A 16,675-nucleotide genomic window follows, 5' to 3' on the forward strand; every position below is an offset into this window, starting at 1 on the left:
CGGAAATGATGAGTCAGCCCTCTTGTTCCTGGCTTGGAGCCGACTGGGAGTGCTCTTCCAAGCCCGCCGCAGGCGTACGGGACGGCCGCGCCTACGGCGAGGTGACCACGGTCAGGTCGGCCTCGAAGTCGCGGTCGAGGGGGAAGACCGGCCGGGCCAGCCGCTCGTACGGCAGGCGTTGCAGGTCCTGGTCGACCCCGCCCGGCGTCAGCGCGAGCAGCCAGTCGCCCGCCGCGTCGAACAGCTCGGGCTCAAGATAGCCGATCTTGACGGTCACCAGGTCGACCGCGTCCACGGTGACGCCCAGCCGGGCGTAGGAGGCCAGCTCGCGGTACTGCATACGGCGGGAGGTGACGAACACGCTCAGACCGCCCACCCGCACGCTGACGCACCGGCCGCCGTCGGGATCGTCGGCGACCGCCTCCAGCACACCCTCGATCGGCAGCGGCCCCGGCTCGCGGGCGTCGATCCGGCCGCCGACGCGCAGGCTGACCGGCGAACCGGGCGCCAGGCCGGCGACCTGGGCCACGGCCTCGGGATCGACGAGCGAGGCGTACACCGCGCGGACCGAGCCGCCGGCGATCTCGGGGCGGGCCAGCATACGTTCGAGGGCGAAGGTGACGTCGTCGGCGCCGCCCGCGCCCGGGTTGTCGCCCGAGTCGCTGATGAAGAACGGGCGCCGGGCCGGGTCCTTGACCGCGGTCAGCGCCTCGTCGAGGCATTCGTCCATCGAGCCGGTGGGCGCGACGAAGGTGAAGGAGTCGCGGGCCGCCCAGAAGCGTTCGCCCAGTTCGCGGGCGGCCTCGGCCGTGGCGGCGGCGTCGGTGCCGGTGGCGCTGACCGCGCCCCGGCAGCGGGGCTCGTCGGCCCAGGCGAAGCCGATCCAGATGGCCGCGTCGATGACGCCGTCCCTGGCCTCGATCTCGGGCACGCGCGCGTAGAGGCTCTTGGCGGGCTCGACGCGGGTGCTGGTCATCTCGCCGGGCAGCAGGATCGGCACGTGCACGAGGGCCTTGTGCGGGCGCTGGCCTCGGCGCAGGGCCTCGACCAGGTTGCGGGCCGCGCGCTCGCGGGTCTCCCAGACGTCGACGTGCGGCGCGGTGCGGTAACACGTGAGCAGGTCGCAGCCGTCGAAGAAACGGTGGGAGACGTTGCCGTGCAGGTCCATCGCCGCGGAGACGTACGGCGCCCCGCCGGTCACCGAGCGGACGACGGTGACCAGGTCGCCCTCGGCGTCATCCAGCCCGACCACGCTCATCGCGCCGTGGATGTCGAGCAGGATGCCGTCCACCGGGCCCGCCGTGGCCAGCCCGGCGGCGATCTCCGCGGCCCAGGCGTCGTACGTCTCCCTGGCCACGGCCCCGCCGGGCAGGGCGCGGGCGTGGACGAGCGGGATCCACTCGACGTCGGCCGCCCACGGCTCGGTGAGCCAGTCGTACCGCGCCAGCAGGGCCTCACCGCGGGTGACCTCGAAGTCGGCGGCGGTGCTCAGGTGCGGGGAGAAGGTGCTGGACTCGATGTGCACGCCGCCGACGGCGACGCGGAGGGGACGGGACACGGGCGGGGGACTCCTTGCCTAGGAAGGGCGGACGTCGGCCGAGGCGCGCACGAGATGTCCGAGGCCGATCAGGGCCGCGTCCGGGCCGGCGGCGCTGGCCTCGATGGACAGTGACTGGGTCATGGACGGCAGGCAGCGCTTGTAGAGCATGCTCCGGGCGGCGGCCACGTAGACGTCGAGGCTGGACAGCGCGCCGCCGATGACGACGGCGTCGGGGTTGAGGAAGTTGACCAGGCCGGACAGGGCGACCCCGAGCAGGCCGCCGGCGTGGCGGACCAGGGTCACGACGGACGGCTCGGCGTCGACGGTGGCGGCGATGACGTCGCGCGGGGTGCTCACCCGCAGGCCGCGGTCCTTGAGCTGGCGGACCAGCGCGGCGCCGCTGGCCGCGGTCTCCAGGCAGCCGCGGCTGCCGCAGGAGCACTCGCGCTCGCCGCTGTCGGCCACGCGCACGTGGGTGACGTCGCCGCTGAGCCCGCGGCCGCCGCGGTAGATCTGGCCGCCGCTGACCAGGCAGCCGCCGATGCCGGTGCCGGCCTTGACGTAGATCATGTCGCTGGTGTCGCGGCCGCGGGTGACGTACTCGCCGAGGGCTGCCGCCTTGGCGTCGTTGTCGACGACCGCGGGCACGCCGAAACGTCCTCTGAGGTGGGTCTGGGCGTCGAAGCCGCTCCAGCCGGGCATCCGGGCCGGGCCGATCAGCCGGCCGTGCGGGTACTCGACCGGGCCGGGCAGCGCGACGCCGATGCCGAGCAGCGGCTGACCTGGGGCCTTGGTCATGCTGAGCTGCTCGTACGCCTGCCCGATGGCGTCGAAGACCTGGCTGGGCCCGTCCGCTATGTCGGTGGCGATCTCCCGTACGGCCAGCAGCCGGCCGTCGGGCGTGCACAGGCCGACGCGCGCGTGCTGGGCACCCAGCTCCGACACCGCGAACGCGCCCTGGACGTCGCGCAGGCGCAGGATGCGCGGGCGCCGCCCGCCGGTGGAGCGGCCCACGCCCTCCTCCAGGATGGTGCCCTCCTCCAGCAGCCGCCGGACCACGCTGGAGACGGTCGAGGGTGCGACCTGAAGGGTCTCGACCAGGTCGGCGCGCGAGGTCGCCGCGCCACTCGCCAAGAGGCTGAGTGCCTGCTCACGCAGGTTGGCGGGACTCGATGGCTCCGGCATGCCGCTCCTCCTTCAGGCCGGTTCCCCGGCAGGCCCGTCGTCGCAACAGAGCCCCATCATGAGGCACCGGCGACTTCGACTCTAAACCGAAAGAAGTAAGCGAACAAAGCGAATTATTTCCGTTGACTTCGTGCAGGACCATCTATACATTCTCCGCATTGAACGCACCAGGCCCCCCGGTAAGCGCAGGGCGCCGTGCGACGTCAACCGAGGAGATCCCATGGGGAGCAGATTCCACCGGCGCGGGCTCCGCGGCACCGGCGCCCTGGCGGGCGTGCTGGCCCTCGGGCTCGCGCTGACCGCGTGCAGCGGGTCCGCCGGAGGCGCGCAGAAAGGCGCCCAGAGCGGGGGCCAGAGCAAGGACGGCGTGACCGTCGCCCTCAGGACCCCGAACTGGATCCTGCCGATCTCGGCACCCGGCTTCACCCAGGGCGAGAACGTCATCTTCGGCTCCGCCCAGTACCGCCACGTGTACGAGTACCTGCTGGACGGCACGGCGAAGTACAACATCGACCCCGAGCGCTCGATGGCCGGACCGCCCGAGGTGAGCGACGGCGGCAAGACGCTGACGATCACCCTGAAGGACAACACGTGGTCCGACGGCAAGCCCGTCACCACCCGTGACATCCAGTTCTGGTGGAACCTCGTCACCGCGAACAAGGACAAGTGGGCGTCCTACCGCGAAGGCGGCTTCCCGGACAACATCGCCGAGTTCAAGGTGAAGGACGACAAGACCTTCACCCTGACGACCACGAAGACGTACAACACCGGGTGGTTCGTCGGCAACCAGCTCAACCGCATCGTGCCGCTGCCCCAGCACGTCTGGGACAAGGACTCGGCCACGGGCAAGGTGAGCGACCTCGACACCACGCCCGAGGGCGCCAAGAAGGTCTTCGACTTCCTCACCGCCGCGTCGAAGGACCCCAAGACGTACGCGACCAACGAGCTGTGGCAGGTCAACAGCGGCCCGTGGAAGCTGGAGAAGTACGTGCCGAACGGCGAGGTCGTCCTCACGGCCCGCCCGAACTACTCCGGCTCCGACAAGCCGAAGCTCAAGTCGGTCACGCTGCGCCCCTTCACCAGCGACGACGCCGAGTTCAACGTGCTGCGCGCGGGCCAGATCGACTACGGCTACGTGCCGCCGGCCAACCTGTCGCAGCAGAAGTACCTGGAGTCGAAGGGCTACCAGATCGCCCCCTGGTACGGCTGGTCCATCACCTACCTCCAGCTGAACTTCAACAACCCCGCCTCGGGCCCCCTGTTCAAGCAGCTCTACCTGCGCCAGGCCCTGCAGTCGCTCATCGACCAGCCGACCATCAGCAAGGCCATCTGGTCCGGCATGGCCGCCCCGACCTGCGGTCCCGTCCCGGCCAAGCCCGGCACGAACGGATCCAGCGAAGGCTGCGCGTACTCCTTCGACCCGGCCAAGGCCAAGCAGCTCCTGGAGAGCCACGGCTGGCAGGTGACCCCCGACGGCGAGACGACCTGCCAGAAGCCGGGCACCGGCGCCGACCAGTGCGGTGAGGGCATCGAGTCCGGCGCGAAGCTGGCCTTCACCGTCACCAGCCAGACCGGTTTCTCCGCGACGACCAAGATGTTCGCCGAGATCAAGTCGCAGATGGCCAAGCTGGGCATCCAGCTCACCATCAAGGAGGTGCCGGACTCGGTCGCGGTCACCCCGGCGTGCAAGTCATCCGACTCCGAGTGCTCGTGGGACATGTCGTACTTCGGCTCCCAGGGCAGCTGGTACTACCCGGCCTTCCCCAGCGGCGAGCGGCTGTTCGCCACCGGCGCCCCGGTCAACCTGGGCAGCTACAGCGACGCCGAGTCCGACAAGCTCATCGAGGCCACCCAGTTCTCCGACGACGAGGCGACGCTGAAGGCGTACAACGACCGTCTGGCCCAGGACCTGCCGGTGTTGTGGATGCCGAACCCCGTCTACCAGATCTCGGCGTACAACTCCGGGCTCCAAGGCGTGACGCAGGACCCGATGAACAACATGTTCTTCCAGGACTGGTCCTGGAAGAGCTGAGACCGTCCCCGACTCCGGCGGCCCGTGCGGGGGCCGCCGGAATCCCCGGAACAAGGAGGGGCCCCGCGTGGCCCGGTATCTGATCACCCGCTTGGGCCAGGCCCTGATCATCGTCGTGCTGGTCACGATGATCACCTTCGTCATCCTGCATCTCCTGCCGGGCGGCGCGGCGCGGGCCACCCTCGGCAAGGACGCGACGCTGGCGCAGCTCGCGGCGTTCGACCACGAGATGGGCTACGACCGGCCCTGGATCCAGCAGTACGCCATGTACATCGGCCGCCTCCTGCGCGGCGACCTCGGCTACTCCTTCCAGCTCAACCAGTCGGTCGCCGAGGCCATCGGCCAGCGGCTGCCCAAGACCATGGTGTTGTCGTTGTTCTCGACGATGCTGGCCGTCGTCGTCGCCATCCCGCTCGGCGTCGTCCAGGCGATGCGGCGCAACAGGTGGCCCGACTACACGATCACCACCCTGTCGCTGCTGGCCTACGCCACGCCGATCTTCTTCATGGGTCTCATGATGATCATTCTCTTCTCGCAGGTCTGGCCGGTCCTGCCGCCCGAGGCCTCGCAGGGGTTCACCCTGGGCGAGGTGCTCGCCGACCCGGCCGGGCTCGTCCTGCCCACCATCACGCTCGCCATCGTGACCGTCGCCGTCTACTCGCGGTACGTACGCTCCTCGATGGTCGACAACCTCAACGAGAACTACGTGCGCACCGCCCGCAGCAAGGGGCTGTCGGAGGCGCGCGTCGTCGCCCGGCACACGCTGCGCAACGGCCTGTTCCCGGTCATCACCCTGCTCGGGATGTACCTGCCCGCGCTGTTCAGCGGCGCCCTGGTCGTCGAGGCCCTGTTCAACTACCCCGGCATGGGCCAGCTGTTCTGGCAGGCGGCGCTGAAGCGGGACTTCCCGATCCTGTTCGGCGTCACTCTGATCATCGCGGTCGCGACCGTGCTCGGCGCCCTGCTCGCCGACCTGCTGTACGCCGCCGTGGACCCCCGCGTACGGCTCAGGACGGCGGCCCGCTCATGACCGCCGCCAACGCCGAGGCGGCCCGCCAGCCGGTCCCCGCCGACGAGGCACCCGTACGCGGCCAGTGGCGTCAGGCGCTGACGGTCTTCGCCGAGAACCGCCTCGCCCTGGTCGGCCTGGTCATCTTCGTGGTGCTGGGCGGCCTGTGCTTCCTCGGCCCGCTGTTCTACCGGACCGACCAGGTGCACACCGACCTCGCCTCGGTCTACCTGGCCCCCGGCAGCCCCGGGCACCCGCTGGGCACCGACGGCGTCGGCTACGACCAGCTCGGCCGCCTGCTGCTCGGCGGGCAGACGTCCATCGTGGTCGGACTGGCCGCCGGCGTGCTCGCCACGATCGTGGGCACGATCTGGGGCGCCATCGCCGGCTTCACCAGCGGCTGGGTGGACGCGGCCATGATGCGCGTCGTCGACGCGATGATGTCGATCCCGTCGCTGTTCCTGTTCATGCTGATGGCGACCATCGTCACGCCGACCGTGCCGATGCTCATCCTCATCATCGGCGCGTTCGCCTGGCTGGGCCCGGCCCGGCTGGTCCGCGGCGAGGCCCTGACCCTGCGCTCGCGCGAGTACGTCCACGCCATGCGCTCCATGGGCGGCACCGGCGGCAGGGCCGTACGGCGGCACATCATCCCGAACGCCATCGGGACCGTGATCGTCAACGCCACGTTCCAGGTCGCCGACGCCATCCTGTACGTCGCGTACCTGTCCTTCCTCGGCCTCGGCGTGCCGCCACCCGCGGCGAACTGGGGCGGGATGCTCTCCGACGGCCTCGCCAACACCTACAGCGGCTACTGGTGGCTGCTGTACCCGCCCGGGATCGCCATCATCCTCATCGTCCTCGCCTTCAACTTCATCGGCGACGGGCTGAGGGACGTCTTCGAGGTCCGCCTCCGGCGGCGCTAGGAGGAACGGAACATGAGCCCTTTGCTGCGCCTGCGCGACGTCAGCACCGACATCCCGCTGCGCCATGGCGTCGTGCACGCCCTCGACCACGTCAACCTGGAGGTACGGCAGGGCGAGACGCTCGGCATCGTGGGCGAGTCGGGCAGCGGCAAAACCATGACCGCCCTGTCGATCATGGGCCTGCTGCCGTCCGGCGGCTCCGTCGTCGGCGGCGAGATCCTGTTCGAGGACCGCGACCTGCTGTCCCTGCCGCCCGCCGAGATGCGCAGGATCCGCGGCGTCGAGATGGGCATGGTGTTCCAGGACCCGCTCACCTCGCTCAACCCCACGATGCGCATCGGCGCCCAGGTCGCCGAGCCGCTCCGGGTCCACCAGGGCGTCGGCAAGGCGGAGGCGCGCGAGCGGGCGATCGAGATCCTGCGGCGGGTGGGGATGCCGCGTCCCGACAAGATCGCCGACTCCTACCCGCACCAGCTCTCCGGCGGCATGCGCCAGCGGGTCGTCATCGCCATGGCCCTGGTCTGCTCGCCCCGGCTGCTCATCGCCGACGAGCCGACCACCGCGCTCGACGTCACCACCCAGCGCCAGATCCTCGAACTCATCGACGACCTGCGCGAGGAGTTCCGGATGGCGGTCATCCTGGTCACCCACGACCTGGGCGTGATCGCCAGCCGCGCCGACCGGGTCGCCGTCATGTACGCCGGCCGCGTCGTGGAGGCCACGACCACCGCCGAACTGTTCCGGCAGCCGCGCCACCGCTACACCGAGGCCCTGATGGAGTCGCTGCCCGGCGCGGCCGACCACGGCGGCGGCGCGCTCTACAGCATCCCCGGCCTGCCGCCGGACCTGTCCCGGCCGATGATCGGATGCCGGTTCGCCCCCCGCTGCCGCTTCGCCACCGAGGAGTGCCGTACGACCGACGTCACCCTGTCGGCCGGCGAGCACCAGCACGCCTGCCTGCACCCGGTGCTCCAGCCCCGGGCGCGGGCCGAGGCCGCCGCGCCGGCCGCGGACCGGTCCGGGCCGCAGGCGGGGGCCACGCCGATCCTGTCCGTGCGCGACCTGGTCAAGAACTACGACGGCGCGGGCTCCCTGGGCCGCAAGGCCCCGCAGGTGAGCGCCGTCGCCGGGGTCGGCTTCGACGTGCTCCCCGGCGAGACCTTCGGGCTCGTGGGCGAGTCGGGCTGCGGCAAGTCGACGGTGGGCCGGCTGATCGTCGGACTGGAGGAGCCGACCGCCGGGCAGATCGTGGTGGACGGCGCCGACATCGCCACCCTCGACCGGCGTGCCCGCCGCCGCATGCACCGGCGGGTCCAGCTCATGTTCCAGGACAGCTACGCGGCGATGAACCCGCGCATGCGCGTCGACTCCATCCTGGCCGAACCCCTGGAGATCCAGCAGGCCGGCGACCGGGCCGCCCGCCGCTCCCGCATCGGCACCCTGCTGGACCAGGTGGGACTGCCGCGACGGGTGCTCGACCGGTACCCGCACGAGTTCTCCGGCGGCCAGCTCCAGCGCATCGGGCTGGCCAGGTCGCTGGCCCTGGAGCCGCGGCTGATCGTCTGCGACGAGCCGGTCAGCGCGCTCGACGTCTCGATCCAGGCTCAGGTGCTCAACCTGATGCGGGACCTCCAGCGCGAGCTGGGCCTGTCGTACGTGTTCATCAGCCACGACCTGTCCGTCGTGGACTACATGTCCGACCGGATCGGCGTCATGTACCTGGGCAAGCTCGTCGAGGTCGGGCCCGCCCGCGACGTCGTCAGGGCCGCCCGGCACCCGTACACGCAGGCGCTGATCGAGGCCGTGCCGTCCGCCGAGCCCGGCGTGGCCCCGCGTACGAGCGTGGCCATCAAGGGCGAGCTGCCCAGCGCGCAGAACCCGCCCACGGGCTGCCGGTTCAGGACACGCTGCCCGCTCGCTCAGGAGATCTGCGAGACCGAACCGCCGCTGGCCGGCGGCGCGCACCAGGTGGCCTGCCACTTCCCGCTGCGGACGGCGGATTGAGGTGCCGGCCCGGGCAGGCGGGCCGGCACCTCGGCTCCGGTCAGGAGCCCCAGACCTCGAACTCGTAGATCCGCGCCGCGGGGTCGGAGTCCTGCGTGGGCCTGGTGATGTTCAGCCGCACGTGGCGGGCCGTCACCGAGACCGGGTGCGTGCTGGTCCCGGCGGTGTTGCCGGTGACCGTGACCGCCGTGGTCCACGGGTCCGAGGCGGACGAGCGGACCTGGACGGTGAAGTCACGGGTGTTCCAGCTCGCCTGCTCGCCGCCGGCCTGGGCGTGCTTGACCACGAACCGGGTGAGCTGTTTCGCCGAGCCGAGGTCCACCTCCAGCCACTTCGTACTGGTCAGGGCACACCATTTGTCGGTGTTGCCGCCGTTCACGGTGCCGTTGACGGCCTTGGCCGGGCCCTCGTCCGCGTTGCACTGGCCGGAGGCGGTGGCGGGCCGGCCGAGCGCCAGGTTGCTCTCGCCGGGGCCGCCGCCCCAGGTGACCGTGGTGGAGGCGGCGGGGGAGCGGCCGTACTCGGGGGAGACCGCCTCGACGTCGATCGTGGTCGAGGTCTCGGCGCCCACCCGGTCGAGCTGCGGGACGAAGTAGGAGTCGTTGGGCGTGCCGCCCAGGTACGTACGCGTCCCGTCGGGGTTGCGGCGGTAGACGGCGTAGTGGTGGACCTGTCCGGAGCCCGTCCAGGACAGGCGCAGCGACTTGCGGCCGGCCGACACGTCAGTCGCGCCGAGCACGGTCACGCCGGTGGGCGCGGGCGGCACGTCCACCGCGCCGTCGTACACGGCGAGCTGGCCGACGCGGATGTCGTAGGCGTCCTTGTCGCCGGTGGTCTGGAGGCCGAGCTGGGCGATCGTCTTCCCGGCGTGCGCGGACAGGTCGAGCGTCCGGCGTTCCCACCCGGCGCCCGCGGCCGAGCCCAGGTCGAACGTGGTGAACGTGGTGGGCGCGTCGGCGAAGGCGACGGCCGCCCGCAGGTTCGTCGCGCCCGCCGCCGGGGCCTTGAACACGACCGACAGCTTGGTGTCGGCGGCCACCGGCAACTTCGTCTGGTAGAGCCGCACGGTGTTGACGGAGTCCAGGCGGCCCCGCAGGCGCAACGACGACCCGCCCTCGTACGCGTCGCCGAAGTCGATCGAGGGTGTGAGCCTGGTCCCGGCGGACGAGACCAGCCATTGGTAGGTGGGCGGCACGTCCTGGAGCGAGAGGTTGTTCCAGCCGCCGGTGGCGACCCGTACGCCGCCCTCGTTGTAGAAGTCGCCCTGTCCCGCGTTGAACCCGGTCACGAAGGGCTTCGCGGTGATCGCGCTGGACTCCGCGACGTACGTGGCCAGGCCCTTCCACGAGGAGGACGTCGAGGTGTTCGACGGGTCGCCGTTGGCGCCGACCCAGTAGCGGGCGTCCTTGGCGCGGAAGTCGTCCCGGCCGGAGGAGGACTTCCACGTCCATTCCGGGCGGTAGAGGCCGAGCGAGGTGACGTGCGGTTGCCCGGCGGGGAACAGCGCGTCCCACGACACGCCCGTCCCGTAGCCGTTCGCCTCGGTGTCGATGCCCGAGTACAGCTCGTACCCGCTGCGGCCGAGCGACCTGGCCCGGTCGCGGGAGGAGACCAGGCCGCCCGCCGACCAGCCGAAGTTCAGGAACATCGAGTCGGACACCTTGGCCGGGTCGGCCAGGAAGGCGTCGTTGGCCGTGGTCAGGGCGTTCTGCCAGGAGACCGAGCCGCTCTCGGTCATGGCGTCGTACCACATGAACTCGACCGGGCCCTTGGCCCTCGCGTACTTCATCAGCGACCGCAGCTCGGTGGCCAGGGCCGCGTCGCCGCCCCCGGTCTCCTGGTTGACGAACCAGCCGTCGAAACCGTAGTGCTGGGCCACCTGGACGAGCTTGTCGGCCACCACGTACGAGGAGCCGGACTTCCGGACGAAGTCGCGCACCCACTGGATCTGGCCGCCGTAGGCGGTGGGCGGGAAGAAGACCGTCCCGTACACCTTGACGCCGTTGCGGTGGGCGGCGTCGATCACCGTGGGGTTGGGGGCCAGGATCAGGCCCTCGCCCGCCGAGCCGCCCCAGAAGACCAGCGTGTCGACGTACTGCCAGTAGCCGAAGGCGTAGTAGTTCGGGTCGGACGAGCCCTGCGACGGGTTGTTCGAGGTCGGGCCGAACGACACCAGCGAGGCGATGCGGCCCTCGCCGGCGCGGGCGTTCGTGTTGGCCTTCAGCGCCGGGTCCTGGATCCGGGGCCGCAGCGGCACCCGGGAGCGGTTGAACCGGGCGTCGGGGTCGGCGGCCGGGTCCCAGGACAGGATGGTGTCCGGGTACCAGTAGGAGGCGTACGGCTGGCCGCCCGGCGCCGCGGCGGCCTGTGCCGGGCCCGCGACCAGCGCCGCGGCCAATGAGGCCGCCGCGCACAAGGTGGATAACAGCCTGCGTGGCATCTGAGCTCCTTGTCTCATGCCTGGGTCAGGACGGTGTCGATCCCCCGAGCTTCGAGATGCGCGGTGTCCGCGCTGCGGGCCTTGGTGACGATGGCCACGGGCCCGGACCGGCGCAGCCGTACCCACTCGGCGTGGAAGGGGCTGCCCGGCGCGACCTCGCCGCGCCGTCCGGGCTCGGCCGCGAGGTCGGCCTCGCAGACGAGCGCGGGCCTGCGTCCGAGGCCGTCCCCCTGCCGGGCCCCGCCGGTACGGCGGTGCTCGGCGATCACGGCGGCCAGCTCCCGAGTGGCCGGCTTGATCCGGTGGTCGACGGTGAACAGGCCGAGGTCGTACTCGCGTTCGGGGAAGTCGGCCAGCGAGCGGTCGAGGTCGTGCGAGCACCACCAGGTGACGCCGTACAGCGCCGGGTTGGCGGTGACCAGGTCGAGCATGCCGCGGACGAACGCGGGCGCGTCGGCGGCCGGCACGTCCGGGGCGGGTGCGCCGACCTCCTGGAGCCACACCGGGCGGGCCGGGTCGGCGCTGGTGGCGGCGGCCAGCTCGACCAGGTAGTCGGCGTGGGAGACGGTCGCCGGGCCGAGCGGGCCGTCGAGGGCGGACACGCCGTTGAACACCCACGAGTGCACGGTGGTCAGGTCGCCGAGGCCGACGGTGTCGGCCGGGTGGAAGGGGTGGCCGGGGTCGTACCAGGCGGCGTCGTAGAGGGAGTGCAGGACGAGCAGGCGGGGGGCGGCGGCGCGGGCCACCTCGACCAGCTCGGCGGCCCACGCCGAGGACGCGTCCGGGGTGGTCCCGTTGGCCGGGAAGAGGTTGTCGACCTCGTTGCCCAGCGTCACGGCGAACACGTTGTCGCGGGTGGCGACCTCGCGGGCGAGACGGTCGACGTACGCGGCCAGGCCGTCGCGGACGTCGCGGTCGGTGAACAGGCTGCGCCGGTGCCAGGTGAGCACCCAGGAGGGCAGGAAGTCGAAGCTGGACAGGTGGCCTTGGAGCAGGTCGACGCAGACGTCCAGGCCGAACTCCGCGGCGATGTCGATGAGGGCGAGCACGTCGTCGACGCCACGCTGCCGGATGAGCGCGCGGTTGGGCTGAATCCACGGCCAGACCGGAAATATCCGGATGTGGTCGAGGCCGATCCCGCCCAGGTCCGCCAGGTCGCGGCGGGCCGCGTCGGCCGAGAAATCGAGCCAGCTGTAGAACCAGCCCTCCGCGGGCACGTAGTTGGCGCCGAAACGCAAGGGGAAGGGCACACGTCCTCCGAGGAGTCGATTCGATCTCCCCGCACCCTAAATCGGTTTAGTCAGCTTGCCAAGACACCGCTCCAAGGAGGGCGCGGCGGCCCGCCCGGGACGCGGTCAGGCGGCGCGGGACGGCGGCGCGGTGCTCTCGCGGACGACCAGGCGCGGCGTGGCGGTCTTCAGGTCGCGCGGCCGCCCCGGGTCGGCGATCAGCTCCAGCAGCACCTCGGCCACCTGCCCGCCCAGCGCGAACGTGTCCCGCGACAACGACGTGATCGCCGGATGCGTGACCCGGGTCAGCACCGAGTCGTCGAAGGCCACGATGGACAGCTCGTCCGGCACGCGTACCCCCATCTCCCCGGCCACCCCCAGCCCGGCCAGCGCCATCACGTCGCTGTCGTAGACGATCGCGGTGGGCCGCCGCCCGCGCGACAGCAGCGCCCTGGTCGCGGCGGCGCCCTCGGCGTCGCTGAAGTCGGTCGGCACCGACACCGCCTCGACCAGCCCCAGCCTGCGCACGGAGTCGCGCAGCGCCCGCATCCGCCGCTGCGTGTGCCGGAAGCGCGGCAGCCCGGCCACGTGCGCCACGCGCCGGTGGCCGAGCGCGGCCAGGTAGTCGACCACCGACAACATCGCCTCCCGGTCGTCGGCCCACACGCTCGACAGCGAGCCGTGCCGGCCCGGCCCGCCGAGCACCACGGCCGGCACCTCAAGCTCCTGGAGCGCGTCGATGCGCGGGTCGCGGACCTGCGGGTCGACCATGATGAACCCGTCGACCCGATGGGCCGAGGCCCACTCGCGGTAAACCTCGATCTCGGCCTCGACGTCCTCGACCACCAGCAGGTGCATGGCCACCGACTGGGCCGACAGGCGGGCCTGGAGCCCCGACAGGAGCTGGGCGAAGAACGGCTCCACGCCCAGCGTGCTGGCCGGTCTGGCGATCACCAGGCCCACCGCCTCCGCCCTGGAGCCGCCGAGCGTGCTGGCCGCGCTGTGCGGCCGCCAGTTCATCTCCTTGGCGGCCTGGAGGATGCGGGCCCTGGTCGCCTCGCTGACGCCGGGACGGCCGTTGAGTGCGAACGACACCGCGCCCTTGGACACCCCGACCCGTTCGGCGATGTCGGCGATCGTCGGTCGACCCACGGTGGCTCCTCACGAGTTCGTCTCAACTATTGACACCGCAGTGTAGCCCGGTGGATAGTCCCGCAACTAGAGCGGTTTAGTTCCCAGAAGGAGTGCTTCATGCGAAGGTACTGGGCAGGACTGGCCGTGGCCGCCACGATGATCGTCACGAGCTGCGGGCTCGGCGGCGCGGAGCAGGGTCCGGACCAAGGCCGGGCCGTGCCCAGCGCGAGCCTGACCGGCGAGGTGAAGGGCAAGGTGAGCCTGCAGACCTGGGCGCTGAAGCCCAAGTTCACCGACTACGTCCAGGGCGTCATCGACGCCTTCGAGAAGAAGTACCCGGGCGTCGAGGTCGAATGGCTCGACCAGCCGGGCGAGGGCTACTCCGAGAAGGTGCTGAGCCAGGCGGCCGGCGGCACCCTGCCCGACGTCACCAACCTGCCGCCGGACTTCGCACTGCCCCTGGTCAAACAGGGCCTGTTACTCGACGTGGGCCAGGCGGACGCCGACCTGGCCGCCGAGTACGTCCCCGGCGGCGTCGACGCCTACCGCTTCTCCGGCCACGCCGGCGTCTACGGCTACCCCTGGTACCTCAACACCGACGTCAACTACTGGAACTCCGAACTGCTCAAGAAGTACGGCCTCGACCCTGCCAAGCCCCCGACCGGCCTGGACGAGCTGATCGCGCAGGCCAGGACCGTCAAGGAGAAGTCCGGCGGCAAGGTCTACCTGATGAGCCGCCGCCCCGAACTGGGCGACCTCACGCAGGAGGGCGTCAAGATCCTCTCCGACGACGGCCAGAGCTTCGTCTTCAACACCCCCGAGGCCGTCGCCGTGCTCGACCGCTACCGGGAGGCGTTCAAGGCGGGCCTGCTGCCGCGCGACGTGCTGACCGACACGTACTCGGGCAACGCCAAGCTGTTCAACGAGGGCACGGTCGCCTGGACCACCGGCGGCGGCAACTACATCACGAGCCTGGCCACCGACAACCCGACGCTGGCCCCCAAGGTGGTCTCCTCGCCGGTGTGGGACGTGCCCCCGCTGTACGTCCAGGGCCTGTCGGTCTCCAGGAAGACCGCGAATCTGCCCGCCGCGCTGGCCCTGGCCCGCTGGGTGACCAACGCCGAGAACCAGGCCGCCTTCGCCCACCTGGTCAACATCTTCCCCAGCACCAAGGCGTCGGCCGCCGACCCGTTCTTCAGCAAGAGCGACGGCACGAACTCCGGCGACGCCAAGGTCACCGCGTTCACCTCGCTGGCCAAGGCCAAGGTGTTGCAGCCGTACGAGGTCACCGAGGCCATGAGCAAGTACGTCAGGCAGCAGTTCGCGGCGGCGATCAGCGGCGAGACCGGGTCCAAGGAGGCGCTGGACAAATCGGTGGCGAAGTGCAACGAACTGCTCAAGAGCTGAGCACCGGATGACCCACCGCCGCTGGTTCACGCCGTGGCTGCTGGTGCTGCCCGCCGCCGTCTGGCTGGTGGCGTTCAACGTCTGGCCCTCGATCAACACGGTCGTGTTGTCGTTCACGAACGCCAAGCCGCTCGGCGGCGGGCACTTCACCGGCCTGGCCAACGCCGAACGGGTGCTGAACGACGACCAGCTCGTGGACGCGCTGGTCAACAGCGTCGTGTTCATGCTGGTCTGCCTGCCGCTGCTGACCATGCTGCCGCTGCTGATCGCGATCCTGGTGGAGAAGCGGCTGCCGGGGATCATGTTCTTCCGCACCGCCTTCTACACCCCGGTGGTGGCCTCGGCCGTGGTGGTGGCGCTCATCTGGGGCTGGCTGCTGGACGACCGGGGCCTGGTCAACGGCTTCGCGCAGTGGCTGGGCGTGATCGCGGCGCCGGTGCCGTTCCTGACCGACCGGTGGCTGCTGCTGTTCAGCGCGATCAGCCTGACCGTGTGGAAGGGCCTCGGCTACTACATGATCATCTACCTGTCGGCCCTTGGGAACGTCCGGCGCGAGCTGCACGAGGCGGCCGCCGTGGACGGCGCGAGCGCGATCCGCAGGTTCTGGAGCGTCACGGTCCCCGGCGTGCGCAACACCATGCTGCTGGTCTCGGTGCTGGTGTCGGTGTCGGCGCTGCGCGTGTTCTCCGAGCTGTACGTGCTGTCCAACGGCACCGGCGGCCCCGGCGGGCGCGACATGTCGGTGGTCATGCTGATCCAGATGTACAGCCGCGGCTTCTCCGGCCACCTCGGCTACGCCTCCGCGCTGAGCATCGTGCTGCTGGTGATCACCATCGGCCCGATGCTCCTGCTGCTGCGGCTCGACAGGAAGGCGGCCTGACGTGGCACGGACCGATCCGGCCCACCGCCGCCGCCGGGGCGGGGGCTCGTTCAACACGGTCTCGCCGGGCGAGCGGGCGCTGCGGTACACGCTGCTCCTGCTGGTGCTGGCGATCACGATCTCGCCGTTCCTGTGGCAGCTGTCCACGTCGCTGAAGAGCCTCAGCGAGGACATCTACACCAGCACGCCGACGTTCCTGCCCGAGCGGCCCACGCTGGACAACTTCGTGGAGGTCGCCCGTACGATCCCGGTCTGGTCGTACGCGGCCAACTCCGTGGTCGTGGCGGCCATCGTGGTCACCGGCAACGCGATCGGCGCCACCCTGGCCGGTTACGCGCTGGCCAAGCTGCGCTTCCGGGGCGCCAAGCTGCTCCTGGGCGCGTTCCTGGCCACACTGGTGCTGCCGGAGGAGGTGACGATCGTGTCCAAGTACGTGATCGTCCGCGACCTGGGCCTGGCCGACACGCTGCCGGGCGTGGCGCTGCCCGGCGCGATCGGCATGCTGAACGTGTTGCTGATGCGGGTCGCGTTCAGCTCGATCCCGCCCGAGATGGACGAGGCCGCGATCATCGACGGGGCGACCGCATGGCAGCGGTTGCGCCATATCGGACTTCCGAACGTCCGTGGCATGCTGAGTGTGATCACGATCTTCGCGTTCATCGGTGCTTGGGACGACTTCCTGTGGCCACTCATCGTGCTCAACGACCCCGACCACTACACGCTGACCGTGGGCCTGCAGTACCTCAATGGCACGTTCACGGCGAACCCCCGCCTGATCGCGGCGGGCACGATGATCTCCTTCCTGCCGATCGTGATCGTGTTCGCGTCCCTCCAGCGCTTCTTCTTCAAGGGCGTCGCGGAAGGCGCGATCAAGGGTTGACCCCCACCT

Annotated in this window: 12 protein-coding genes; 7 read left to right on the forward strand and 5 right to left on the reverse strand. The window is 70.9% G+C overall.

Translation table 11 applies throughout. From position 1 onward, the window contains the following. Nucleotides 1-91: 91 nt before the first annotated feature. The gene (locus tag DMB42_RS43510) at nucleotides 92-1,558 is read right to left on the reverse strand and encodes a M81 family metallopeptidase (RefSeq protein WP_125645447.1); all 1,467 of its coding nucleotides are present in this window, start codon (nucleotides 1,556-1,558) and stop codon (nucleotides 92-94) included. Nucleotides 1,559-1,576: 18 nt separating this feature from the next. Then, a complete protein-coding gene (locus tag DMB42_RS43515) occupies nucleotides 1,577-2,725 on the reverse strand; it encodes an ROK family transcriptional regulator (RefSeq protein WP_125645449.1) in 1,149 nt (382 codons plus the stop codon). Between the two features lie 220 nt (nucleotides 2,726-2,945). On the opposite strand from DMB42_RS43515, the gene DMB42_RS43520 reads away from it, so the two are divergent. The 4 genes from DMB42_RS43520 to DMB42_RS55590 all read left to right on the forward strand — a co-directional run bounded on the left by DMB42_RS43520 (nucleotide 2,946) and on the right by DMB42_RS55590 (nucleotide 8,696). Further along, complete coding sequence (locus DMB42_RS43520) at nucleotides 2,946-4,757, forward strand: peptide ABC transporter substrate-binding protein (protein WP_125645451.1); 1,812 nt, start codon at nucleotides 2,946-2,948, stop codon at nucleotides 4,755-4,757. Between the two features lie 67 nt (nucleotides 4,758-4,824). Next, entirely contained in the window at nucleotides 4,825-5,787 is a 963-nt protein-coding gene (locus DMB42_RS43525; protein WP_125645453.1) for an ABC transporter permease, read from the forward strand. Then, nucleotides 5,784-6,692 carry an ABC transporter permease gene (locus tag DMB42_RS43530; protein ID WP_125645455.1) on the forward strand — a complete coding sequence of 303 codons (909 nt, stop codon included), beginning with the start codon at nucleotides 5,784-5,786 and terminating at the stop codon, nucleotides 6,690-6,692. The genes DMB42_RS43525 and DMB42_RS43530 overlap by 4 nt, the downstream gene beginning before the upstream one ends. Before the next feature lie 12 nt (nucleotides 6,693-6,704). Next, nucleotides 6,705-8,696 (forward strand): ABC transporter ATP-binding protein, encoded by a 1,992-nt coding sequence (locus DMB42_RS55590; protein ID WP_125645456.1) that lies wholly within the window; start codon nucleotides 6,705-6,707, stop codon nucleotides 8,694-8,696. Between the two features lie 40 nt (nucleotides 8,697-8,736). Here DMB42_RS55590 and DMB42_RS43540 read toward each other — a convergent pair whose 3' ends face one another. The 3 genes from DMB42_RS43540 to DMB42_RS43550 all read right to left on the reverse strand — a co-directional run bounded on the left by DMB42_RS43540 (nucleotide 8,737) and on the right by DMB42_RS43550 (nucleotide 13,517). Further along, complete coding sequence (locus tag DMB42_RS43540) at nucleotides 8,737-11,136, reverse strand: endo-beta-N-acetylglucosaminidase (RefSeq protein WP_125645458.1); 2,400 nt, start codon at nucleotides 11,134-11,136, stop codon at nucleotides 8,737-8,739. A 14-nt stretch (nucleotides 11,137-11,150) separates the two neighbouring features. Next, nucleotides 11,151-12,386 (reverse strand): glycosyl hydrolase, encoded by a 1,236-nt coding sequence (locus tag DMB42_RS43545; RefSeq protein ID WP_125645460.1) that lies wholly within the window; start codon nucleotides 12,384-12,386, stop codon nucleotides 11,151-11,153. 105 nt (nucleotides 12,387-12,491) lie between these two features. Further along, nucleotides 12,492-13,517, reverse strand: coding sequence for a LacI family DNA-binding transcriptional regulator (locus tag DMB42_RS43550; RefSeq protein WP_125645462.1), 1,026 nt, complete (start codon nucleotides 13,515-13,517; stop codon nucleotides 12,492-12,494). Between the two features lie 99 nt (nucleotides 13,518-13,616). On the opposite strand from DMB42_RS43550, the gene DMB42_RS43555 reads away from it, so the two are divergent. From DMB42_RS43555 to DMB42_RS43565, 3 genes are read left to right on the forward strand one after another with little or no spacing between them, the layout of a single operon-like run. Beyond that, the gene (locus DMB42_RS43555; RefSeq protein ID WP_125645464.1) at nucleotides 13,617-14,906 is read left to right on the forward strand and encodes an ABC transporter substrate-binding protein; all 1,290 of its coding nucleotides are present in this window, start codon (nucleotides 13,617-13,619) and stop codon (nucleotides 14,904-14,906) included. Nucleotides 14,907-14,913: 7 nt separating this feature from the next. Then, entirely contained in the window at nucleotides 14,914-15,786 is an 873-nt protein-coding gene (locus DMB42_RS43560; protein ID WP_125645466.1) for a carbohydrate ABC transporter permease, read from the forward strand. Between the two features lies 1 nt (nucleotide 15,787). Beyond that, nucleotides 15,788-16,666: a carbohydrate ABC transporter permease gene (locus DMB42_RS43565; protein ID WP_125645468.1), complete on the forward strand. Its 879-nt coding sequence runs from the start codon at nucleotides 15,788-15,790 to the stop codon at nucleotides 16,664-16,666. The last annotated feature ends 9 nt before the right edge of the window (nucleotides 16,667-16,675 follow it).

It is taken from the genome of Nonomuraea sp. WAC 01424 (assembly GCF_003947315.1).
In the GTDB taxonomy this organism is placed as follows: Bacteria; Actinomycetota; Actinomycetes; order Streptosporangiales; family Streptosporangiaceae; genus Nonomuraea; species Nonomuraea spiralis.

Coding starts and splice junctions, on each gene's coding strand:
- DMB42_RS43555 (WP_125645464.1), top strand. CDS start 13,617: ATGCGAAGGTACTGGGCAGGACTGGCCGTGGCCGCCACGATGATCGTC.
- DMB42_RS55590 (WP_125645456.1), top strand. CDS start 6,705: ATGAGCCCTTTGCTGCGCCTGCGCGACGTCAGCACCGACATCCCGCTG.
- DMB42_RS43515 (WP_125645449.1), bottom strand. CDS start 2,725: ATGCCGGAGCCATCGAGTCCCGCCAACCTGCGTGAGCAGGCACTCAGC.
- DMB42_RS43540 (WP_125645458.1), bottom strand. CDS start 11,136: ATGCCACGCAGGCTGTTATCCACCTTGTGCGCGGCGGCCTCATTGGCC.
- DMB42_RS43530 (WP_125645455.1), top strand. CDS start 5,784: ATGACCGCCGCCAACGCCGAGGCGGCCCGCCAGCCGGTCCCCGCCGAC.
- DMB42_RS43520 (WP_125645451.1), top strand. CDS start 2,946: ATGGGGAGCAGATTCCACCGGCGCGGGCTCCGCGGCACCGGCGCCCTG.
- DMB42_RS43560 (WP_125645466.1), top strand. CDS start 14,914: ATGACCCACCGCCGCTGGTTCACGCCGTGGCTGCTGGTGCTGCCCGCC.